Source organism: Streptomyces sp. NPDC025651, from assembly GCF_055558735.1.
The window spans coordinates 47,189-66,691 of sequence record NZ_JBVHLZ010000016.1 but is presented as its reverse complement, the minus strand read 5'-3'; the positions used below and the strand labels follow the sequence as shown (position 1 = coordinate 66,691).

At 70.8% G+C, this 19,503-nt stretch carries 13 protein-coding genes and 1 pseudogene; 5 read left to right on the top strand and 9 right to left on the bottom strand.

Going from position 1 to position 19,503, the window contains the following annotated elements; genetic code table 11:
• From ACZ4D5_RS38740 to ACZ4D5_RS38730, 3 genes are all read right to left on the bottom strand, one after another.
• A partial coding sequence (locus ACZ4D5_RS38740; RefSeq protein ID WP_467777181.1) for a hypothetical protein occupies positions 1-1,368 on the bottom strand: 1,368 nt, incomplete at its 3' end.
• Positions 1,369-1,439: 71 nt separating this feature from the next.
• Positions 1,440-5,888, bottom strand: coding sequence for a tetratricopeptide repeat protein (locus ACZ4D5_RS38735; RefSeq protein WP_467777180.1), 4,449 nt, complete (start codon positions 5,886-5,888; stop codon positions 1,440-1,442).
• Positions 5,889-5,924: 36 nt separating this feature from the next.
• Positions 5,925-6,281 (bottom strand): CU044_2847 family protein, encoded by a 357-nt coding sequence (locus ACZ4D5_RS38730; protein WP_467777179.1) that lies wholly within the window; start codon positions 6,279-6,281, stop codon positions 5,925-5,927.
• Between the two features lie 168 nt (positions 6,282-6,449).
• Here ACZ4D5_RS38730 and ACZ4D5_RS38725 point away from each other — a divergent pair, with 168 nt between their 5' ends.
• Positions 6,450-7,640: a hypothetical protein gene (locus ACZ4D5_RS38725; protein WP_467777178.1), complete on the top strand. Its 1,191-nt coding sequence runs from the start codon at positions 6,450-6,452 to the stop codon at positions 7,638-7,640.
• Positions 7,641-7,645: 5 nt separating this feature from the next.
• Complete coding sequence (locus ACZ4D5_RS38720; protein WP_467777177.1) at positions 7,646-8,635, top strand: hypothetical protein; 990 nt, start codon at positions 7,646-7,648, stop codon at positions 8,633-8,635.
• 53 nt (positions 8,636-8,688) lie between these two features.
• Here the strand turns inward: ACZ4D5_RS38720 and ACZ4D5_RS38715 are convergent, their stop codons facing one another.
• Genes ACZ4D5_RS38715 through ACZ4D5_RS38690 form a run of 6 tightly spaced genes read right to left on the bottom strand, consistent with a single transcriptional unit; the run spans position 8,689 to position 17,824 of the window.
• A complete protein-coding gene (locus ACZ4D5_RS38715; protein ID WP_467777176.1) occupies positions 8,689-10,641 on the bottom strand; it encodes an Hsp70 family protein in 1,953 nt (650 codons plus the stop codon).
• On the bottom strand, positions 10,634-11,509 hold the full coding sequence (locus tag ACZ4D5_RS38710; protein ID WP_467777175.1) for a hypothetical protein: 876 nt from the start codon (positions 11,507-11,509) through the stop codon (positions 10,634-10,636). Before ACZ4D5_RS38710 ends, ACZ4D5_RS38715 begins: the two co-directional genes overlap by 8 nt.
• Positions 11,510-11,558: 49 nt before the next feature.
• Positions 11,559-13,193 carry a WD40 repeat domain-containing protein gene (locus ACZ4D5_RS38705; RefSeq protein WP_467777174.1) on the bottom strand — a complete coding sequence of 545 codons (1,635 nt, stop codon included), beginning with the start codon at positions 13,191-13,193 and terminating at the stop codon, positions 11,559-11,561.
• Entirely contained in the window at positions 13,180-15,750 is a 2,571-nt protein-coding gene (locus tag ACZ4D5_RS38700) for an AAA family ATPase (RefSeq protein ID WP_467777173.1), read from the bottom strand. The genes ACZ4D5_RS38705 and ACZ4D5_RS38700 overlap by 14 nt, the downstream gene beginning before the upstream one ends.
• 17 nt (positions 15,751-15,767) lie before the next feature.
• Positions 15,768-17,174: a coiled-coil domain-containing protein gene (locus ACZ4D5_RS38695; protein WP_467777172.1), complete on the bottom strand. Its 1,407-nt coding sequence runs from the start codon at positions 17,172-17,174 to the stop codon at positions 15,768-15,770.
• On the bottom strand, positions 17,171-17,824 hold the full coding sequence (locus ACZ4D5_RS38690; RefSeq protein ID WP_467777171.1) for a 4Fe-4S single cluster domain-containing protein: 654 nt from the start codon (positions 17,822-17,824) through the stop codon (positions 17,171-17,173). Before ACZ4D5_RS38690 ends, ACZ4D5_RS38695 begins: the two co-directional genes overlap by 4 nt.
• 378 nt (positions 17,825-18,202) lie before the next feature.
• Between ACZ4D5_RS38690 and ACZ4D5_RS38685 the strand changes: the two are divergent.
• From ACZ4D5_RS38685 to ACZ4D5_RS38675, 3 genes and pseudogenes are all read left to right on the top strand, one after another.
• Positions 18,203-18,346: pseudogene (locus ACZ4D5_RS38685) on the top strand (DUF8189 domain-containing protein); the annotation flags it as partial.
• Between the two features lie 163 nt (positions 18,347-18,509).
• Positions 18,510-18,800 carry a DUF6355 family natural product biosynthesis protein gene (locus tag ACZ4D5_RS38680; protein ID WP_467777170.1) on the top strand — a complete coding sequence of 97 codons (291 nt, stop codon included), beginning with the start codon at positions 18,510-18,512 and terminating at the stop codon, positions 18,798-18,800.
• Positions 18,801-18,851: 51 nt separating this feature from the next.
• A complete protein-coding gene (locus tag ACZ4D5_RS38675; RefSeq protein WP_467777169.1) occupies positions 18,852-19,484 on the top strand; it encodes a DUF2461 family protein in 633 nt (210 codons plus the stop codon).
• Positions 19,485-19,503 lie beyond the last annotated feature (19 nt).

The following is a 19,503-nucleotide window of genomic DNA, read 5'->3' as shown; positions in this document are numbered from 1 at the left end:
CGAGTCCCGCCAGAACACATACAAGTCACCGCCGGCCGTCGCCGCCAACTCCAGATTGCCCGGCGACCCGAAATTGCTCTGGATCAACGACACACCGTCGACGGGGCCGAGGGACTGGCCGACCTGGCCAGGGGCCTCCCAGGGCAGCTGGGAGACGTCATTGTTGCGGAACAGCAGGTTGATGCCGGCGAAGCGCGAGGGAACGGCGACCTCGAAGTTCCCCTTGCTGCCGAACCTGCTCTGCCGCAACGAGGGATTACCGCGCAGCCCGGTCGCCCAGCCCAGGTGGCTCGGCGTGAACCAGCACAGAGCGAAGGTATTGGCCTTCATCAGGCAGGGCACACCGCCACCCGCCGCGCAGTTCTCGCAGTTGGCGTTGGGCACGCGGTAGCGGCCGAAACTCCCGCCGCAGTCGCACTTGCTGCTCCCGTACTCGTCCGGGCAGTTGAAAATGTGGCCGGTCTCGTGCGCGAAGACCCGGTCGATGTTGTCCGGCCCCCAGCCGTCGTTGGCGTACTGCATCACGAGGTACGGCCCGCCCAGGAAGGCGTACGCGAAGTGGTGGAGGGGGTACTTGGTGAAGAATCCCGCATAAGTCCAGCGGGTACCGAAGCGTTCGCGGTTGTCCTCGATGTAGCGAAGAACTCCGCCCGCCCCGGCGGAATAGCCGAGGGCCGTCAGCGCCGGATCGCGCCAGTGCCCTTCGAGGTCCCCCGCATTCGGATCGGCTGGAACATCGACGCGGACGACGCGGATGTCGTAGCGGAAAGCGATCTCCGCCTGCGGGTTGGACCCGGCGTAGAAGCCCAGACCGTTCTGCACCTCCGCTACGACCTTGGTGCGCTCGGCCTCGCTGAATTGCAGGTCTGCGGTGGGTCCTTCGACGATGACGATGCCGACGGCGACGCTGCCCTCCAAGAAGGCGCTGGTCGGAGCCAGTGCCTCGGCTTCCAGGGCCGACCGGGCCGCGGCGGCGTCGTGCGCGGGCATGACCTCGGTGCACGCCCCTGGCATGTCCCACGAGAGCCCTTCGCCCTGCCGCTCGGCCTTGGCCTGCCGGTACGCGTCGGACTCGCGCAGCTGGAACGCGCGCAGCCCCAGCCGTTCGTTCTCGTCCAGCCCAGCTGTCTGCACCTCGGCGGCCGTACCAGTCTCCAGTGCGTCTGCGACGCCCTGTTCGTCACGGACGACGTGCAGCCTCCCGTACGAGTGCAGTACCGGCACTCGCGCCGGGGCCTCGTCCGCCTGGACGACGCGCTCCTCCCATGCCAGGTCTCCTGCCATGCCCGACCTCCTCTGGACGGTGGTGAAGAAGCGTAGGCCGCTGCCGGTGGGCCCGGCAGAGGAAGGCGCACTTCCGGCAGCCACGGGACAGATGAGGAAGCCGCAGGGGGGAGAGACGGTGTATCCCACTGGATGCCCGCCTCATTCAGCCACACTCATTCAGCCACAGTTTCCTCAGGAGGAGAGGAACCCGCTTCGTCCTCGACCTCTTCGGTGCGCAGTGCGGTGAGGAGCAGCTCCGCGCGGGCGCGGACGGTGTCGTCCGTACCCGGGTCGGCCACGGCGATGGCCTTCTCGAACCAGTAACGAGCTTCGCCGGGCAGCCCCTCGCCTTCGGCGGCGCGCCCCAGGAGGACGAGCAGGGCGGGCGGAAGGTCGTGGAGGCGAGCCTTCCTGGCCGGCACCGGATCCTCCGGTACCGCGGTCATGTCCGCGGAGGTCCCCGAAGGGAGTGCCGGGAGTTCGGGTGCGGGGATGCCGCGGGATCCGGCGGCCGGTGGCGGCGCGGGCGCCGGTACTCGCCGTTCGGTCGGAAGCCCTGCGTCCCGCAGCGCCGCCAGAGCTCTGGCCCTGGCATCCGGGTCGCTCGAAGCGGAGGCCCTCCCGAGGTGTTCCCGCGCTTCTTCCAGCCTCCCCTCCAGCACGGCCAAGTGGCCGAGAACGACGAGCGCCTGGGCCCGGTCCCCGTCCTCGGGGTCCCCGTCGGTGCGGGCCAGTGGAAGCAGCACCGTCCGCGCCTCCGACCAGCGGTGGAGCTGGGCCAGTGCGCTGCCGAGGTAGCGCCTGACCCGAGGTTCGGTCGCGGAGTCCCCGGTGGCCAGTGCTTCCGCCAGAGTCTCCCGTGCGCCCTCCAGATCGTGCTCGGCGAGCAGGGCGACGCCGAGCAGGCAACGGGCCCTGGGCGCCGTCCCGGGGTCGTACGTCTCCAGCGCGGCGCGCAGATAGAGCTGGGCGACCGAGCTGTCCCCGGCGTCAAGCAGGTACTCGCCCTGGTCCACCAGAGCCGTGGCAACCTCGGTGGGGCGGCCCGAGGCTGCCGTTTCGCCGACGACCACCTCCAGCGCCCGGTCCACCTCGCCCCGGCGCAGCCGCAGCGCTCCCAGATGGGCACGGGCCAGTGGCGCCATCTCCGCAGCCACTTTGCTCCGGGAGCCCAGCACCGCGTCGAAACGCGCGGCCGCCTCGTCCACCTGGCCTTCGTCTGCGGCCAGCCTTGCCAGGCCGATGCTCGCCAGGTCCACGGCCTCGGCCGAGTCCGATCTCACGGCCTGTTCGAGGAGTTCCCGGCCCCTGTCGACATCCCCCCGGTGAATGATCAGCATGCCGTGGAAGGAGCGGGCCGTCTCGGCGAGTGCCGACCCCGTCTCCGCCTCCTCGGCCAGCAGCTCCTCGGCACGCTCGATCTCGCCGATGTCGGCGAGCATCAGCGCGAGGTCCACGCGTGCGGTACCCGCCCACTGCTCGTGCCGGGAATCGATCGCCTTGCGATACGCGGCTTCCGCCCCTTCCCAGTCACCTCGGGCGGCCAGCGCATCGCCCAGCAGGGCCCCGGCCCTGGGAGCCCCTGCGGCGTCGTCGGAGCCCGCGATCGAGGCGAGCAGGGCGAGCCCCCGTTCGTCGTCGAGCGCGGTCAGCAGTATCGCGAGGTCCATACGGGCGATGGAGGCCCACACGGGGTGCCCGGAATCGATCGCCTTCTGGTACGCCCGCTCGGCCTCCTCCCACTCCGCTTGAGCCGTCAGAACGTCGCCGAGGAGATCGGCGGCGCGCGGCGCCTGCTCGGGATGTCCGGACCGGGCGATCTCGGTCAGCGCGGTGCGCGCTTGCTCGTAGTCGCCGGTCTCGGCCCAGCAGGCGCCCTGGTCGACACGGGCGAGCGGGGCCCACACAGGGTGTCGGGATTCGGCCGCCGCCTGGAGCATCTCGGCAGCGGCCGCGAAGTCGCCCTCGGTCGCCCGTATGAGGCCCAGCAGGTAGCGGGCGCGCAACACCGCTTCCGGGTTGCTGAACCCGAGGGCACGTTCCAGGGTCTCCTTGGCCTCCGCCAGCTCATCGCTCAGGTACAGCAGCCAGCCGAGGGTCACGTGGGCGTGCTGTGAGGCGAAGGGGTTGTCGGAGTCCGCCGCGGAACGGAGGGGGTCCCGAGCCTGGGCGAGATCGCCCTGCTGGATGAAGAGCGCGCCCAGACTCGCCTGGGCCAGCGGAACCACCATGGGGTTGGCGGAGGCGATGGCGGACCGGAGCAGCTCACCCGCGCGTTCCAGCTCGCCGGTGTCTATCAGGAGCGCGGCCAGGTTGGCCTGTGCGAGTGGCACGGCTTGGGAGACGGCCGATTCGCGGACCGCGCGCGGGAGGCTCAGCGGTCCGCCGGCCGCCTGCCCCGTACGGCTCTGGACTAGGGCGGGCGCGGAGGGGGCGAGCTTGCTCTGGGACGGCAGCTGCGCTCCGGCCAACTCGCCGCGCTGCACGATCAGTCCGGCCAGGTTCGCAGCGGCGAGGGGGGCGATCTGCGGGTCGCTCGCCCGCATCGCGGATTCCAGGAGTTCGCGTGCGCGGTCGAGTTCGCCCTGGTTGATGAGCAGCCCTCCGAGAGAGGCCTGAGCCAGGGGAACGGCCTGTGGATCGCCGGACGCGAGGGCCTGTTCGAGTATCTCCAGGGCGCCGTCATTGTCTCCGAGCAGGTGCAGCAGGCCGGCCAGGTTCACCTGTGCCAACGGCACCACGTCCGGTGAATCCGAGCGGAGGGCCTCCTCGAACAGCTCTTTGGCACGCGGCATTTCCTGCCGTCGCAGTGCGGCGTCCCCCAGGATCAGAGCGGCCCAGGCCGTGACCGAAGGGGCCGTGTCGCTGGAGTGGGCCCGTTCCAGCGCGTCCACGGCGACGTCCGGTTCCTCGCGGGTGAACGCGGCGAAGGCGATGCCGAGAAGGTCGTTCGGCGGGAGGTGCCGCATCGCGAGGCCCCAAGCGAAGTCCGGGACCGCGGCCGTCTCGGGATCGCCCCGGCCGTCGACGTAGCCCGGAAGATAGGGGAACGCCTGGTAATGGCACTCCCCCTGGGCCGCGTACTCCCTGAGCAGGGCGATGCTTCCGGCGACCGTCTCGGTGGCCCAGTCCACCCCGGCACTGAAGGCCGTGTCCGTCGCGGCCCGGTGGCTCGGTCCTGCGGCGAGATAGGGGACGAACAGCTCCCGCAGGGCGGTCTCGGTCAGCGGTGCCTCGCAGCCCATGCGCTGCCAGTCGACGGCGGCACGCACCACCGCCCAGCCTTCCGGGCACTCCTCCCGGCCTCCGTTGAACCGGCCCTCGATGAGGGGCGCGGCGACCATCTGCTCACCGATGCCGCGGTCGGTGAAGTCCTCGTGCGGGTACCGGCGCTGCGCCTCGGCACGGTCCTCTTTGCGCAGCAGCCGGTTGAGGACGATCGGCTCGACCCTCAGCACCTGGCCCGCCGCACGGTTCACCTCGCCCTTGGGGGCCCTGAGCCTGCTGTACGCCTTGGAGGTGATGGTGGCGACCACGGTGACCGGCGGCTGGTGCCGGGCGAAGGCCTCGAGGACCTTCAGGTCGACACCACCGGGGCGTAGATAGTCCTGGATGTCGTCGAGCCAGAGCACGGCCGGGTCCTGCCCTGTGGGCAGGGGCAGCAGCTGAGCGAGCTCGCCGGGGGCGGACGGGGTGTCCTTGGGCACGATGAGCCGGGCGTCCGGCAGTCGGCGGCGCAGCAGTTCGATGAGGGTGCGGGACTTTCCGGCCTTGGAGTCCCCGGCCAGGAGGATGAAGGGCTGGGTCTCCAGGGCCTCGTCGAGCTGTCGGTCCTCCCGTCGGCGGGGCACGTACGGTGGATTCGGGTCGCGCGCGAGGTCCTTCGACCGCGTCACCCCGATGTCGTAGATGGGAACGTCCCTGACCCTGGGCAGTTCTCCGTCCGGGCGCAGCGGCAGGGCGAGCAGCGCTTCGACTCTGGCGCGGCGGTCCTCCGCCACGGGCTGTCGAATCAACTCGCGCAGGGGCGGCCAGAACCCGGCGAGCGCGTCGACGGGAATCGCGAACCCCGTCCTGGGGTCATGCCGCTCGCCCGGCCTGTCCCGGGCGGCGACGATTCCGATGACGCCTCCGAGGGTGATGTCCCACACCGGCGTACCGGAGAAGCCGGGTGCCAGGGTGTGGCCGCGCTCGGACGCCGCCTCCAGCTGGATCCAGTCCGTCGCCGCGCGGCCCTGGATCACGCCGCTCGCGGAGACGCCTCCGGTCTTGTGGTCTCCTTCGGGATACCCGTACACATGGAACTCGTGCTTCCACAGTTTGCCTTGGGCGGAGACCAGTGGTGCGGTGCGGGCCGACTCCGGCAGTGGGTCCAGTAGTTCCAGGACGGCCAGGTCCCCCGTGCGCAGGACGCTGTCCTGCGGGTGCCAGCCGCCCTCGACGACCACGGCGCGCAACAGCGTGCGTGTCTCGTCGTGCTGGAACTGCACGAAGACGGGTCCCTCGGGTGGCTGCCACCGCTTGTCGGCGATCGTCACATGGGCACAGGTCAGCACATGACGGTCCGTCACCAGGACGCCCGCCCCGTTGGGCGGCCGGTCGTGGAGCCGGCGGACACTCACCAACCAGGGCGCCTTCTCCCAGAGCACCACGGCGGATCACCCCGGCGCGGTTTCGGTGGCGGCGACGTCGCTGGCCGGGTTCACGGGGCGCTTCCAGGCGAGTCTCACGTTGAAGTGGCCCTCGCTGGCGGTCTTGGCGACCACCACTCCCGCCTCGGCGTTGAGCTTGATGCCGAACTCGACCTCGTACTCGTCGGGGAGCAGCTGCCGCAGCATTTCGAGCACGGCCTCGATGGTCGGCCTCGCACCGGAGAGGATCTGGTCCAGGCGGCCGGCGGCCTCCAGTACACCGCTGTCGCCACGCGAGACGTTCTCCAGTCCCGGCGACGTGTCCTCGACCTCCACCACCATCGCCGAGCCGTCCCGCGTTTCGAACCGCACCAGATCGCTCATGCGCCCGCCCCCGTTCGCCCGAACCGGTCCTCAAGTGTAGTCCCAACCCTTCGCGAACGATTCTGAAATAGCGTCATCTGTCGTGAGACGTACGCGAGTTGACGGGCATGGACTAGCCTGGAGAGCTCGACGCATCGTGACTGCGCGGGCGGGCGGTGGACCGTGTTCGTGGGTATGGACATAGGCGCGGGAGTCGTGGTGAGCGACGCGGACGGCGACCGCCTGTCGCGGTTCGCGCCGCACGATCCCGGGGAGTATCTGCGCCGGGCGCGGGACGGGAGCGAGGACGTCGAGGGGCTTGTGCTCGCCGTTCCCGACGACTGGTTCGACGTGGACCGGGAGGGTGCACCGCGGCGCGAGGCGCTGCACCGGCACGTGTGCTCCGAACTCGGTGCGCCACCGCGGCAGTTCGTCCCCCGGTCGGCCGCTGCCGTCGCCTCCGCGGCGCACCGCGGGCCGGTCGGCGGGAACACCGACTGGCTGGTGTTCCACATCGCCACGGACGGGGTTGGCGTCGGACTGTGCCGCCTCCGCGGGACCACCGTGGAACCGCTCGGCGCCACGAGCTCCCCCGCACCCGGCGAACTGGTCGATCTTGCCGAGTGTGCAGGGCTCCACGCGTCGTCGGGTCCCGAACGGCGCCGCAGAGCCGAGCTGTTGCTGGCCCGGGCACGGGCCGTGTCGCGCTATCGAGCGGCTCCCATGTACCCGGACGAGACCGGGGAAGGTGCCGGGACCCTCACGGCGGGAGCCGTCATCAGCGGCTTCGCACGCCTTGAGGCCGACCTCAAGACAGCGGCCCAGGGCCTTGCGTACGACCGGGACGCACCCCACCGAGTCCTGATGGGCGGTGACCTGACGTCTCACCCCCTGGCCCTCGATGCCGTACGTGAGGTGCTCGAAGGCCCCGCGTCGCGGCACGCGGAGGTGCTCGAACCCCATGCCGCGGCGCGCGGAGCGCTGCTGATCGCCCGTGGGGCAGTACGGGTGTCCGACGTCGCCCGGCACTCGGTGAACCTCGCCGTGCACAGGCTGCACCGGGGAAGGCTGATGGAGGCGCACATTCCGCTCACGGTGGCGGGTGAGCCGGTGCCCTTGACCGTGACGGACCAGGAGGGTCCCCTGACCGTCGATGTGCCGTGCCCGGGAGATTTCCGGCTGGGGATCGACGTACAGGAGTCCGGGAAGGGGCCGCACCGGGCCCTCGACGTGCCGCACCCGCCGCTGCCCGAGGGGAGCTGTCGGCTGGGCCTGCATTCACAGAGGAACGGCCTCGGAGTACTGGCGCTTCGGCCCGTGGAGGGCGGGGAGTCCGTCCTCGTACCGCTCGACGCGAAGACGACGGAGAGAGCACAGTGAGCCCCTTGAGCGAGGAAGAGCGGGAAGCGAAGGAACGGCTGGCCCAGGCGCTGGAAGGCGTGGACGATCGCAGTGCGCTGATCGCGCTGCGCTGGTCCCTGGTGTGGTCGGTGGCGGCCGTGGGACGGCTTGCGACGTCGGCAAACGCGGTGGAGGCGGTGGAGGCGGTGTTCCTCCTCGACGACGCGCTCACCGAGGCGGGACCGCTCGCGACGGCCGCACCCGGGCTGCTGCGAGCCGCGGAGCCGGGTCCTGACGTGGAAGGGTATCTCGACGGCCGGCAGCGGGAGCTCGCCGAGGCGCGGCGACGGATCGCCGACTGCAGGCGGACACTGGACGTGGTGGCCGCCGGCGAGAAGGACCTTCGGGCCCGGCTCGCGGAGCACGAAGAGTTGCGGGCACAAGTCACCGAGCTGCGCCGCCTGGAGCGCCTGGTCGAGGTGTTGGACGAGATCGAGGGGCAGCGGGAGGCCGTCGAGCGGCGAGTCCTCGTGCTGCGGGAACATGCGAACGGCACCGAGCGGGCCGTGGAGAACAGCGGCGGCGAGTTGCTCAGGCTGACCCAGGAGCGGCTGTCCCGGCTGGCCCCTGACGTACGTACGGCCCTGGAGCGGGCCGCACGCGAGCAGGCGGAGCTCGCCGCTGCCGAGGCGGCGCTCGCGGGCGCCGAGGAGAAGCTGGCCGCGGTGTCGGCGGGGCTGGCCCTGGTACGCAGGGAGCACGAGGTGCGGCTGGCCGAAGTGGATGCGCATGTCCGGGCCGACCGGCGGCTCGTCGAGGCCCTGGCCGCATTCGCGGACCCCGACGGGGCCGACGGCGAGGACCGCACCGCCGCCGAGCGCGCCGGGGCGCTGATCGACGGCGTCAAGGAGCGGCTGCGCGAGGTCGACGCGGTGCTGCGTGACGCCTTGGAGCTGCGGGACGGGAAGGACGGCCCCGGACGGGCCGTCGTCGGCTGGAACGACGAGGATCCGTCCGGGCGTCCGGCAGGCTGAGCGTCACGGTCGAGAAGCGACCGAGGAGCGCCCGGGAGGCGACCGAGCAGCGATCACGAGATGAGCAGCTCCGCCGACTCGGCGAGCGCGTCGAGGTCCTCGGCGATGCCCTTCGCTATCTCGTTCATCAGCTGCTGCCCCCCGTCATCCAGGAACTGCGCACTGAACGCCTGCGCCAGCTGGGCCTCTTGGGACCCCGCGCTCTGTCGCAGCTTCGTGATGAGCCGGTCCTCGCCCCCCACCCTGCGCATCAGCAAAGGGATATTGGCCTCCCGCGCCCTGTCCATCGCGGCCTCCCTGCCTCCATGCAGCCCCGCCCACACCACGGCGAAGGCGACCAGGACGGCGAAGGGTCCGGTCGCGGCGAGGATGGCCGTGCCGGCCCCGAAGAGGGTCGTGGCGATCACCCCTGCGACCAGGACGTTCATGACCTTGGCGATGTTGTCCAGAACCTCCGTGGCGGCGGCCGCGTCGAACGGCACCTCCAGCTTTCCGCCGCTCACCGCCACCGTGGGCAGTGCCATCGCGGACGGCGGGATGTGCCAGCGCCGGCAGATGGGCCTGGTCAACTCCTCCAGATCCGGACGCAGTTCGTTCTGCCAGTCGGAGATCACCTGCTTGAGCCGCGGATTGTCGGGATCGGTCAGCTCGGCGTGCAGTGCCGTGGTGATGCCCGACGCCATGTCGTTGAGCGTCGCGATCTCCCCCGCCCTCCAGCGCCGGAAGGAAGGGATCACATGGCGTTCGGTCATCCCGTCCGCAACCGCCTCACCGAGCTTGTCGCCCAGCGCGGGCAGCCGGTCCTGCACAAGGGAGCCGATCCGGTCGCTCTTGAGGAGCTTGCGGATGTCCGAGCGGAAACCCGCCGCCCGCAGACTCATCCGGCCGGCCAGGGCCAGCCCCTGGGCGATGGCCACCTCGGGCTCCAGTCCGATCAGCACCCGGTCCGCGCCGAACACCTCACGCGTCTGCTCCTGCACGAAGTGCATACGGGAGGCGCCACCAGTCAGGAGCACCGCGTCCGGCCGTTCAGGCAGGCGTTCGGAGACATCGTCCAGTGCGGCCCGGAACGCCTGCCGCCAGGAACGGCCCTGGAGGCTGGGCTGGGGAGTGTCCAGCACGGCGTCCATTTCCGTGGCGTTCAACTCGATCTCCAGGAAGAACGCCCTCTTGCCGATGTGGACCTTCTCGTACCCGCCGACCGTGGCATCCGGGTCGTCGGCGAACCTTCCCGGGTCGGTGCGGAAGAACCTTTCCTTCGCCTCCCGGCACCGCAGTTCCAGCCGCAGTCGCAACTGCCGGTCGTGGTGCAGCAGTTCCTCCAGGGCCTCGCTTTCCGGGTGCCCCCGCAGCTGGCGTTCGAGAATGGTCCGGTCGATGAGTCCGGCGCCGAGCTGAAGGCCGGAGTCGATGGGCGGTCCCGCGTGCCGCCTGAGGACATGGGTGAAGTCGGTGGTGGACGAACCCATGTCGACGACGAGCATGCTTCCCGCCAACTGGTCCCGGCTGACGGTCACTTTGTCGGACTCCCGGGCGTACAGCATGGCGGCCCGGGACTCCGAGACCACGTCCACATGCCGAAGCCCGGCGGACTTCAGCAGGGTCGTGTAGGCGCGGCGCAGCTCAGCGCTCCAGCCCGAAGGGGCACCGAACACCCACCGCACGGGGTACCTTCCGTCGAGTTCGCTGTCCCGGGCGATCGCGTCCGCGCTGACCTTGGCGACGAACGCGAGAATCGGGCGGCGCACCTCCTCCCGGTCGACCTCGGGCGACTTGAAGCCGAGATCGAACCACGTGACGCCGCGGGCGTCCGCTGCTTCTCGGCCCACCAGCACACCACGGGTGGGGTGCTCCGCCACCGCGGTGACGTGCTGCCGACCGCCTCCGGTGGAGCCGATGTCCATGACTTCGGGTTGTTTCGTGTTGTTGGTACGGGTCTTGGACAGGGCACTCTCTCCGTGCCCCAGATCGAAGCCCACCACCACAGTGGCGGTCCGGTCAGCCATCGTCGCTCCCCTTGCTCTCTTCGTCCGGTTCCCCGACAGCGTGCGGCGATGGCTTCGCGGCGGGCTCCCGGACCTCCCCTCGTTGCAGGACCCGGCCGTCCGCCGCCACCAGCGCTGGTCGCAGCGTCACCACGCGTTGCTCGTCCGGGTCCTGGTGGATGCCGAAGCTGAACAGCCCCTCGTTCGTGCCGTCGTAGTCCACGACCTTGATGCCGTGCAGCAGCGTGAGGTTCTTGCGCAGCCGGTCGATGTGGCGCAGCGCGAGCTCTCCGTCCCATTCGGCGTGAGCCGCCATCAAGTCCCGTATGAGAGCCAGGAGTTCGGAGTCCCTGTCCCAGGGACGGACGACCTCCTCGGGAGGCAGTGGCCGTGCATCCTCCAGCAGCCGGTCCGCGGCCTCCACAGCGGCCTGGACGTGGTCGAGCAACGAGAGGGTGTGGGCGGTGGGGCGCGGCGGAGTACGCCGTCGTCGTTCCTCCCGTGCCCGCCGCACCGCCTCCCGCTCGTCCTCCTCGTCCCTGCCGAACCCGAGGAACGACGTGAGCGACGGCAAGGAGCGGCGGTCGGGTGGCGGGCGATACGTGGGCGGCGGGACCACCGGGGCCCGTACGGCGGACAGCGCGCCGACGACGGCGGCCCGCAGCAGGTCGATGGCGGCGACGAGCTGCCTCTGTCCGGTGTCCTGAGGTGCGTGACCGGCGTTCTGGCCGGACGTGCGGCGCGCGGCCCCGCGGGCCTCCGCCTCGAGGCGTTCCAGTACGTCGCGCAGGGCGGCGGTCGCGGTGTCCATGCCGATGTGGTCTTCGAGGCGCATTTCGAGCCGGGGCCGCTGGCGCCGGAAGGCCGAGGTCAGAAATCCTTCACTCACGGCGCCCTCCTTTCGGGCTGGACGAGTGGGGGGGCGGGTGCGGCGCGGGTCAGGTTCCCGGCGACAGTGGCCAGGCCCGTACGAGACCGTCGCCGTCCGCGCTGAGCAGTTCGCCGAGCGTGTTGAAGGCCAGGCTCCGCACCGGGCGGGGGTGCACGCCGACGGCCCGGTCCCGGGACTCACCGCTCGCGGCGTCACGCACCCGGATGTGCCCGGTGTCGTCGGCGGCGGCCAGGGTCCCGCCCGGCCCGAAGGACAGCGCCCGCAACGGGCTCCCGCGGCCGGTCCACCGAAACAGGGCGGCGCGCTCGCGCAGGTCGTGTACGTGGATGCCGCCGTCCGCGCAGCCGATGGCCAGCAGCCGGTCGCCGACATCCAGTGCGAGCGCCGTGACGGCGCAGCCGGTGGCCACCGAGTCGACCTGGCCACCGGTCCACGCGTCCCACACGGTGGCCCTGTCGGAGCCGCCGGCCACGAGAGTCCTCGCATCGGACGTGACCGCCAGCCGAGCGGCGGCCGACCAGGTGACGCGCAGCGGGAACACGGTGGGCGCGGCTCTGCCGCCGGGTTCGCCGAACGGTGCGGATCTGCGGATCTGCCCGTCGTCGCCGAGGCTGAACACGAGGTTCGCCCTGATCCGTACGTCATCGACCCACCCTTGATGCCAGGTCAGCACCCGCTCCCGGCCCGACCCGCCGAACGACCAGAACCGAACGGCCCCGTCCTTGCCCCCGGTCACCACCGACCTGCCGTCGTCGGCGAGGTCGACAGCCGTCACCCGGCCCTGGTGCAGGGACTGGGCGGCGACCGGCTCGGGGGACCACAGCCGCCACACACGGACCGAGCCGTCGGAACCACCGCCCGCGAGCCGCACGGTGTCACCGTCGTGATGCCAGCCCGCGGCGGTGCACCCGTGGGGAAGCCGCAGCGTGCCCGGCGGTCCTGCTCCGCCCGGCAACCGTACGGACGGGGCTTCGGGCAGCCGCTCTTCCAGCAGGGCGACCAGGCGTTCGGGCTCCGTCCAGCCGGGCAGGCGGTTCACGAGAATGATCCGTCCCGCCGCGCCCTCGACTTCGACGGGTGGCACGAGCTGCGCCGCCGGGCGTCCGCCACCGCCTGCGAGCAGGAACAGCGCGGCGTTCCGGTCCTCGGGGAGTGCCGGCAGCAGTTCGTTCCAGCTCCAGACGCGGATCTCGGCCCGCTCGACGGGCGTGCCGTGCTCGCCCCGGCAGAACGTGGTGGCGGTGAGCCCCTCCGCCGTGATCTCGGCGACGACGGCCTCGGGCCCGCGGTCGAGGGTTCTGCCGACCAGCTCCTGGAGTCCGGGCAGAGGACTCTCGAACGCCCTCTGCTCCTCCTCCAGTTGCCGTAACACCTGGTCCCGCTCTCCGGGCCGCGGCGGCCCTTCCCGTACGAGAACCTGTAGCCGGGCAAGACGTTCGAGGTCGGTGTGGAGCGGCGCGCCGCAGGCGCGAGCGGCTGCCGTGAGGTCGATGCGGCGACGGGCCGCCGAGAGCTGCTCGTCGAAGGCGCGGCGTACGGTCGGGGTGAGGCGGCCGAGTCGGGGGGCGCCGCTCAGCGGCCAGCGGCAGTTGCGGCACTCGGCCGTGTCGCCGATCACGGCCGCGCAGACGGGACAGCCGTCCTCGACCGGGTGCGCGGCGCCGAAGTCAGTCGTCGTCATCGGGCACGTCCTTCGGGGCGAGGGAGAGCGGGCCCGAACCGGCCCCTTCCTCACCGTCGAGCCGACGGGCGAGGCGTGCCTCCATGCGGTCCAGCAGGACGCGCACGGTACGTCCGTTGCCGAAGTCCTTCGGGTGCGCGCGGCGTTGGCGTTCGAGCCAGAGCTGTGCCCGCAGGGCGGTGGGCGCCGGAAGGGCGTACCCCTGTTCCTGGGCCATCCGGCGCAGGATCTCGACCAGTTCGGGGCCGGAGTAGTGCGGGAACACGATCCGTACGGTGAACCGGGAGCGCAGTCCTTCGTTCTCGGCCAGGAAGCCGTCCATCGGTCCGGCGTAGCCGGCGGCGATGACGACCAGCCGCCCGTGCAGCTCCTCCATCTCGCGGTTCAGGGTGTTGATGGCCTCCTTGCCGAAATCCTGTCCGTTCCCGTCCGTGGAGAGGCTGTACGCCTCGTCGATGAACAGCACTCCGCCGAGAGCGGACCGTACCGCCTTCTGCGTCTTCGACGCCGTCTGCCCGACGTATCCCGCGACGAGTTCGGCCCGGGTCACCTCGACCATGTGCCCCCGCGTCAGCAGCCCCAGCTCCTTGAAGAGGCCACCGATGAGCCGCGCCACCGTGGTCTTCCCTGTCCCCGGCGGCCCGACGAACAGCAGATGGGGCGGCGCGAAGGACCCGGCGCCACGGCGTTGCCGCAGCCTCAGCCGCCCCACCAGGTCCCGGATGAGCCTCTTCACCGGGTCGAGCCCCACCAGGGCGTCCAGTGCGACGAGAAGCTCGTCGGCCCGGGGCACCGGCCCGCGCAGGTGCGCCCGGTATCCGTCGGGCAGGTCCACGGGCTCGACGGGTTCGCTGACCACGGCCCGTACGCGCCGCGCCCACCGTGTCTTCAGCTCGTCCGCGAGGTCCCGCATCGCACGACCGTTGCCGAAGCCCGTGTCGCGGGTGGCGTACAGGCCGTGCGTCACTTCACGGAGCTGTTCCTCCAGCTCCTCGGACCAGCGCAGACCCAGGGCACGCAGCCGCCCGAGCAGGATGGCGTGCAGTTCGTCCGGCTCGTAGTCGGGAAAGTGGATGACGTTGGCGCGGGGAACACGGCTGCGCAGCCCGGGGTTGGAGTCCAGGAACTCCTCCATCTTGTCGGGGTATCCGGCGAAGACGAGCAGGAATCGGCCGCGGTCGTTCTCCATCCGGCTGAGCAGGGTGTCGATGGCTTCCTGGCCGAATCCGCGGCCGCCCTGGTCGCTGAGCCGGTATGCCTCGTCGACCAGCAGGACCCCGTCGAGGGCACGGTCCACGGTGTCGTTGGTCCTGATCGCGGTCTGGCCGACCACCCCGGCCACCAGATCGGGCACCTCGGCTTCGACCAGGTGACCGCGGGCCAGCAGGCCCAAGTCCCGGTAGATCTCGCCGACCAGGCGCGCGACCGTGGTCTTGCCCGTGCCGGGGTTGCCCGTGAAGATCAGATGCGGTGAGCCTTCCTCGGCCGCGACGCCGAGCCCCTGGGCCCGCAGCGCGGTGTCCGTGGTCGCCCGCCAGCGCAGGTTCTCCAGGTGCTCCTTGACCGGGGTGAGCCCGACCATCCGGTCGATGCGGTCCGCGATGCTTCCGTCGTCCTCAGCGTTGCCACCGACCCACTGGCGACGCCGCAGTTCCGCCAGGTCGAGCGGCCGCTTCTCCTTGGCCAGGTGCCGTAGCCGGGCCTCCCAGTTCGAGGCCGGCAACGGCTCGGCGGCCATGGCCCGGGTGGTGCGCGCCAGCCCGCGCCAATCACCCACGCCCAGCCCTGCCTTGATCCGCACCAGATCGACGAGCCGTTCCAGCTCCGCCGCGTGCGGATGACCGACTGCCGCGGTCGCGCGCCCACTGGAACGCTGACTCTGGTCGTGCAGATAGCTCTCCAGCCGGGGGACGCAGCGCAGTTCGGCGACGAACCGCCGCACCTCCTCAAGGGTGTCCTTGCGGAAGATGAGGACGCAGAGGTTCCGGTCGTGGCCGTGCTCGGTCCATCGGGCGAGCGACGCGGCGAGGGTGCGCTCGGCCCGGTCGTAGCGCAACGACTCCTCGGCGTGGGTGAGGACGACCGCGGTGCGGTGCTCGGTCTGCCGCATGAAGTGGTCGAGCATCATCACCCGGTGCTGGTCGGTCAGCGTGGGGGGTGAGGGCACGGGCCCGGGGGCAGGGCTTCCCGCGGACCCCTCGGGCGTGGGGGCGGCCGCCGCCCCCGACAGGATTCTCCGCCCCAGCGGCCCGCTGAACTCGGGGCGCATCACCTTGCGGTCGGTGGTGCGTACCGGCATGCGGCGTCGGGAGAGGTCCCGTGACCGGGTGTCCCTGAAGTACAGCGGCCGGGAGAGCGTCGAGAAGACCACGCGCGCGAAGCCGGCCTCGTGCAGCACCTCCCACAGGAGTTCCTCGATGCCCCGGCCTCGGTAGTCACGACCGATGAAGACATCGTCCACGCCTCGGCCGTGCACGATGAACAGCGGGTCACCGATGGGCAGTCGAAACCCTTCGAGACGCTCGACGAGGGAGCGGGTGCCGCCGTACGAGGACATGGCAGGGGCCTTCCCGCTCAGCTCTCCGCGACGGCGTCCGGCAGCGCCTGGCCCTGGGCCTGCTGCCGGGTCTGCGCCTGCCCGAGGACTTCGAAATCGCGGTACGCCGGGTCGGGCTCCCCTTCTTCGGCCTGCGGTTCGCAGACCGGGACACCCTCCGCCCGCATCGCCCGGTAGATCACCCGGCCCCGGTCGTCGAGTTCGTCGCGGGCCGCGGTGTCGTAGTCGTACGAGAACACGCGCAGCACGCAGACCCCGGAGTCGTCGGCGGCGGGAGCGATCTCGATGACGATCTCGTTCTGGTTGCTGTGGACCAGCTTGGCGAAGTACGCCTCGCGCGCGTCACGGCCCAGATAGGTGACCTCGTCCAGCTCGTAGGCGGTCGCGTCCTCCAGGGTCCGCACGACGGATTCAGCCAGGTTGACCCGCTGTTGGGAGGAGACCAGTCGTTGGTTGGCCCGGCTGACGAGCTGGGACAGCCGCTGTTCGAAGGCGGGGGCCCTGTTCTCCAGGATGTCCCGGAGCTCATCGGCCTCCAGGGGGCGCTCCGTGTCCCGGATCCGCTCTTCGAGGGCGGCCGTCTCCGTCTGCAGTGCCGTCAGTTCGCCGTGCGTCCAGTAGTCGACATCGAGCTCCGCGCCGTCGAGCAACTCGCCCTCGGCACCGCGCACTTGCTGGCAGGCGTTGTCCCTGATCAGCAGCTGCACGATGCGGATCTGTTCATGGGCTCGCACCTGGAGGTACGACCACTCGCGGGCGCGATGCTCGAGCTCGACGCGGAGTTCGCCCAGTTCCCGATAGGCGGACTGGGCAGTGGCCAGGGCCGCGTCGAACCGGCCCTGCGCGATGTTGTCCTCGGCGCGATCGAGTTGCTGTTCAAGGCTCGCGAGACGTCCGTCGACCTGCTGGTCGTGGGGCAGTGACTCCCGCACCAACCCGTGCATGAGGCGCGCGTCGGACAGGACGTCACGGGCGAGCGCGGCAGCGTGTTCGCGGTCCTGGACCAGTTCGTCGAGCTCGGTGGAGAGGCGCCGTACGTCTTCCCGACGCTGCCGCCGCTCGTCCGCGATCTCGCACTGCAGTCTGCGCTCCTGCTCGGCGATCTCCTCGCGGGTCTCCTTGCGCAACTCCCCCGCGGTCGCCCTGAGTTCCTCGGACATGCGCAGCGCCTGTGCCCGCAGGCGCCGCTGCGTCTCGGTCTCCAGACGGCGCGTCTGCTCGCTGAACCCCTCCACCGCCTGTTCCACCGAGCGCTGCCGGTCCTCGATGACACCGAATACGCGCTCCAGGTCACCGTGCGTCTGCCGGCGGACCTCCTCGATCAGACGAGGCAGGTTCCGCTGGACGTCCTTGAGCCGGGAGGCCTGCCGCTGCAGGCGGTACCACTCCGTCTCCTCGACCTGGATGCGCTTGCGGCCGCTCATGGGCTTCCCCCAGCGGGATGGTGGTGTGATGCCTGCCGTGTCCGGTCGACAGCCGCATCGAAGACGGCGAGCAGCGCCGGTGGCGGTACGCCGACGAGCAGTGCGGCGGGGCCGTCGATCACGATCTCGGCGGTTCGGTGGCGGCCGGTGAAGTCGTAACCGCAGCCGCCGAGTTGTCCGGTGAGGTGATGCACTCTCTGGTTCGTACTGCCGCGCAGTCCGCGTCCGTCGTCGCGTGCCGCGACGTACAACCCGTCGACGAGCACATCCACTTCGGCGAGGAGCTCGGCCGTCCCGGGCGAGGGTGGCCGGGCGCGCAGCTGTTCCAGCCGGTATCCGGTGAAGCAGATCAGGTCCACGTCACGGATGTGGCGGGCGCACCTGGCCAGTTCCGCGAGGCCGGCCGCCTGCCGCATGGGCTCGCCACCGGAGAAGGTCAACCCGCCGACCTGGGGATCGGCCAGCAGCTCCGCGGCCAGCTCGGCCGGCGCAGCCGTGCGCGCGGGCGTCTCGGGAATCCAGTCCGGGGACATGCAGCCGGGGCAGCTGAAGGGGCAGCCCTGCACCCATACGACGGATCGCACTCCGGGGCCGAGCGCGGTGGTGCCCACACGGGTCTCGGCGACATTCAACGAGAAGTTCAGCACCACGCGTCCCCCTACCCACGAGTGCCGACCTCATCGTGATCCGGCGGCCTCATCGAGCTCACTCAGAATCCTCCGCTCCCGAAGTCGGGTCAAGGGGAGCGAAACGGAGCCAGGGCAGCGCTCAATTCACGATTCGAGCCGAGATGATTCGCGGCGACCGGCGACCTCTACGCCTGCGCGGGAAGGAGGAGGCACGAGGGGCATGTGTTGCACGGCATTCGGCACCGCCGTTCGCAGTGGCGGGAGGGAATTGAGGGAACCACCTTGTGCCGGTACCGGAAGCCATCGCATCCAAGCTCCCACGCCACGGCCGGCACTATCTCACACCCTGGCTCTGGCCGGACTCAGGGATCTCGCGCCGCAAAAGGGGCGCGTAGCCTCATGGGCCCTCACGCGGAGGACTCCGCGGTGGAAAGGGGGAATTCCGTGACGTGGTTGGGGTGGAAAAGCCTGGGAGGAACTCTGACGAACGGGCCTGCGGTCTCGTCCTGGGCTTCGGGTCGGCTGGACACGTTCGTACGGGGTACGGACTCCGCGTCATCGGAGAGGAACCCCATCCGATCGGCTCAGCAAGGGAACGATCCTCCGGGTGAACGCACCGCCGTTCGCCGCGGTGGTCCGGCTCAGGGCTGCCATCCTCAGGCCGACGCCCGACCCACGTCGATCCGACCCTTACAAGGAGTCCCCCATGCGTGTCCGACGCCTGACGACCCGTGCCCTTGCCTCCGCCGCCCTCGCCGTCACCTGCCTGGGCATGGTGACCACCACCGCGACGCCCGCGGCCGCCGACCCCTGCGGCTTCTACGAGACCGGCGCCGACGCCTTCTACAACCACTGCACGTCGGACGGCTCCAACGTCGTCATCAAGGTAGAGGTCGCGATGCAGGCCGACTATGAGAACTGCGTCGGCCCCGGCAGGACCTGGCTGGGCTCCGCGAGCAAGATCCAGGGCGCGCACTACACCGGCCGCACCTGCTGAGGACCGCGCCTCAGCAGGAACGAGGACCTTGGGGTGAGCTAACCTGCCCGCATGCGCGGACAGTTCACCGGCTGGCCGGAGCAGGCCATGGACGTGTTGTGGCAGCTCCAGGGCGAACCGACCCACGCGACCCGCGAGCGCTGTCGCGCGGACCGCGAACGCCTGGTCCGGCAGCCGATGATCGCCCTGCTCAACGCGATCGCGGACACCGACCCCCGGTACGAGGACTTCTCCGTCTGGCACTACCGCACCGACTCCTGGTGGTGGCAGCACCAGAGCGCGGTGATCCGGCTCGGCCGCAAGATCGAGATCGGTCTCCGATTCTCCCTGGACGGCCTGCGGATCCAGGGCGCCTGGTGGTACCCGGACCCCGGCCAGGTGAACATGTTCCGCAGAGCCGTGGCCTCCGAGGGGAGCGGCCGCGAACTGTCCGCCATCGTCGAGGACGTACGGAAGAAGGGGTACGACGTCTCCGGGGACGTGATGAAACGTCCCCCACGCGGCTATCCGGCGAACCACTCCCGTACGAACCTGCTGCGCCACCGTTCGCTGATCGCCGCCCGCCCCCTGGGCTGCGAGGAGTGGCTGCACACCCCCGAGGCGGTCGACCGGGTTCTCTCGGCCGCCGCCGACCTGGACGCCCTGCTGATGTGGCTGGTCCGCCACGTGAAGCGCGCCGCCTGACATCCCGCCGCCCCGGCAG

What these genes read in the sequence shown, in the direction of transcription:
- ACZ4D5_RS38680 (WP_467777170.1), top strand. Translation starts at nt 18,510, where the DNA reads ATGCGTGTCCGACGCCTGACGACCCGTGCCCTTGCCTCCGCCGCCCTC.
- ACZ4D5_RS38695 (WP_467777172.1), bottom strand. Translation starts at nt 17,174, where the DNA reads ATGAGCGGCCGCAAGCGCATCCAGGTCGAGGAGACGGAGTGGTACCGC.
- ACZ4D5_RS38705 (WP_467777174.1), bottom strand. Translation starts at nt 13,193, where the DNA reads ATGACGACGACTGACTTCGGCGCCGCGCACCCGGTCGAGGACGGCTGT.
- ACZ4D5_RS38700 (WP_467777173.1), bottom strand. Translation starts at nt 15,750, where the DNA reads ATGTCCTCGTACGGCGGCACCCGCTCCCTCGTCGAGCGTCTCGAAGGG.
- ACZ4D5_RS38675 (WP_467777169.1), top strand. Translation starts at nt 18,852, where the DNA reads ATGCGCGGACAGTTCACCGGCTGGCCGGAGCAGGCCATGGACGTGTTG.
- ACZ4D5_RS38715 (WP_467777176.1), bottom strand. Translation starts at nt 10,641, where the DNA reads ATGGCTGACCGGACCGCCACTGTGGTGGTGGGCTTCGATCTGGGGCAC.
- ACZ4D5_RS38730 (WP_467777179.1), bottom strand. Translation starts at nt 6,281, where the DNA reads ATGAGCGATCTGGTGCGGTTCGAAACGCGGGACGGCTCGGCGATGGTG.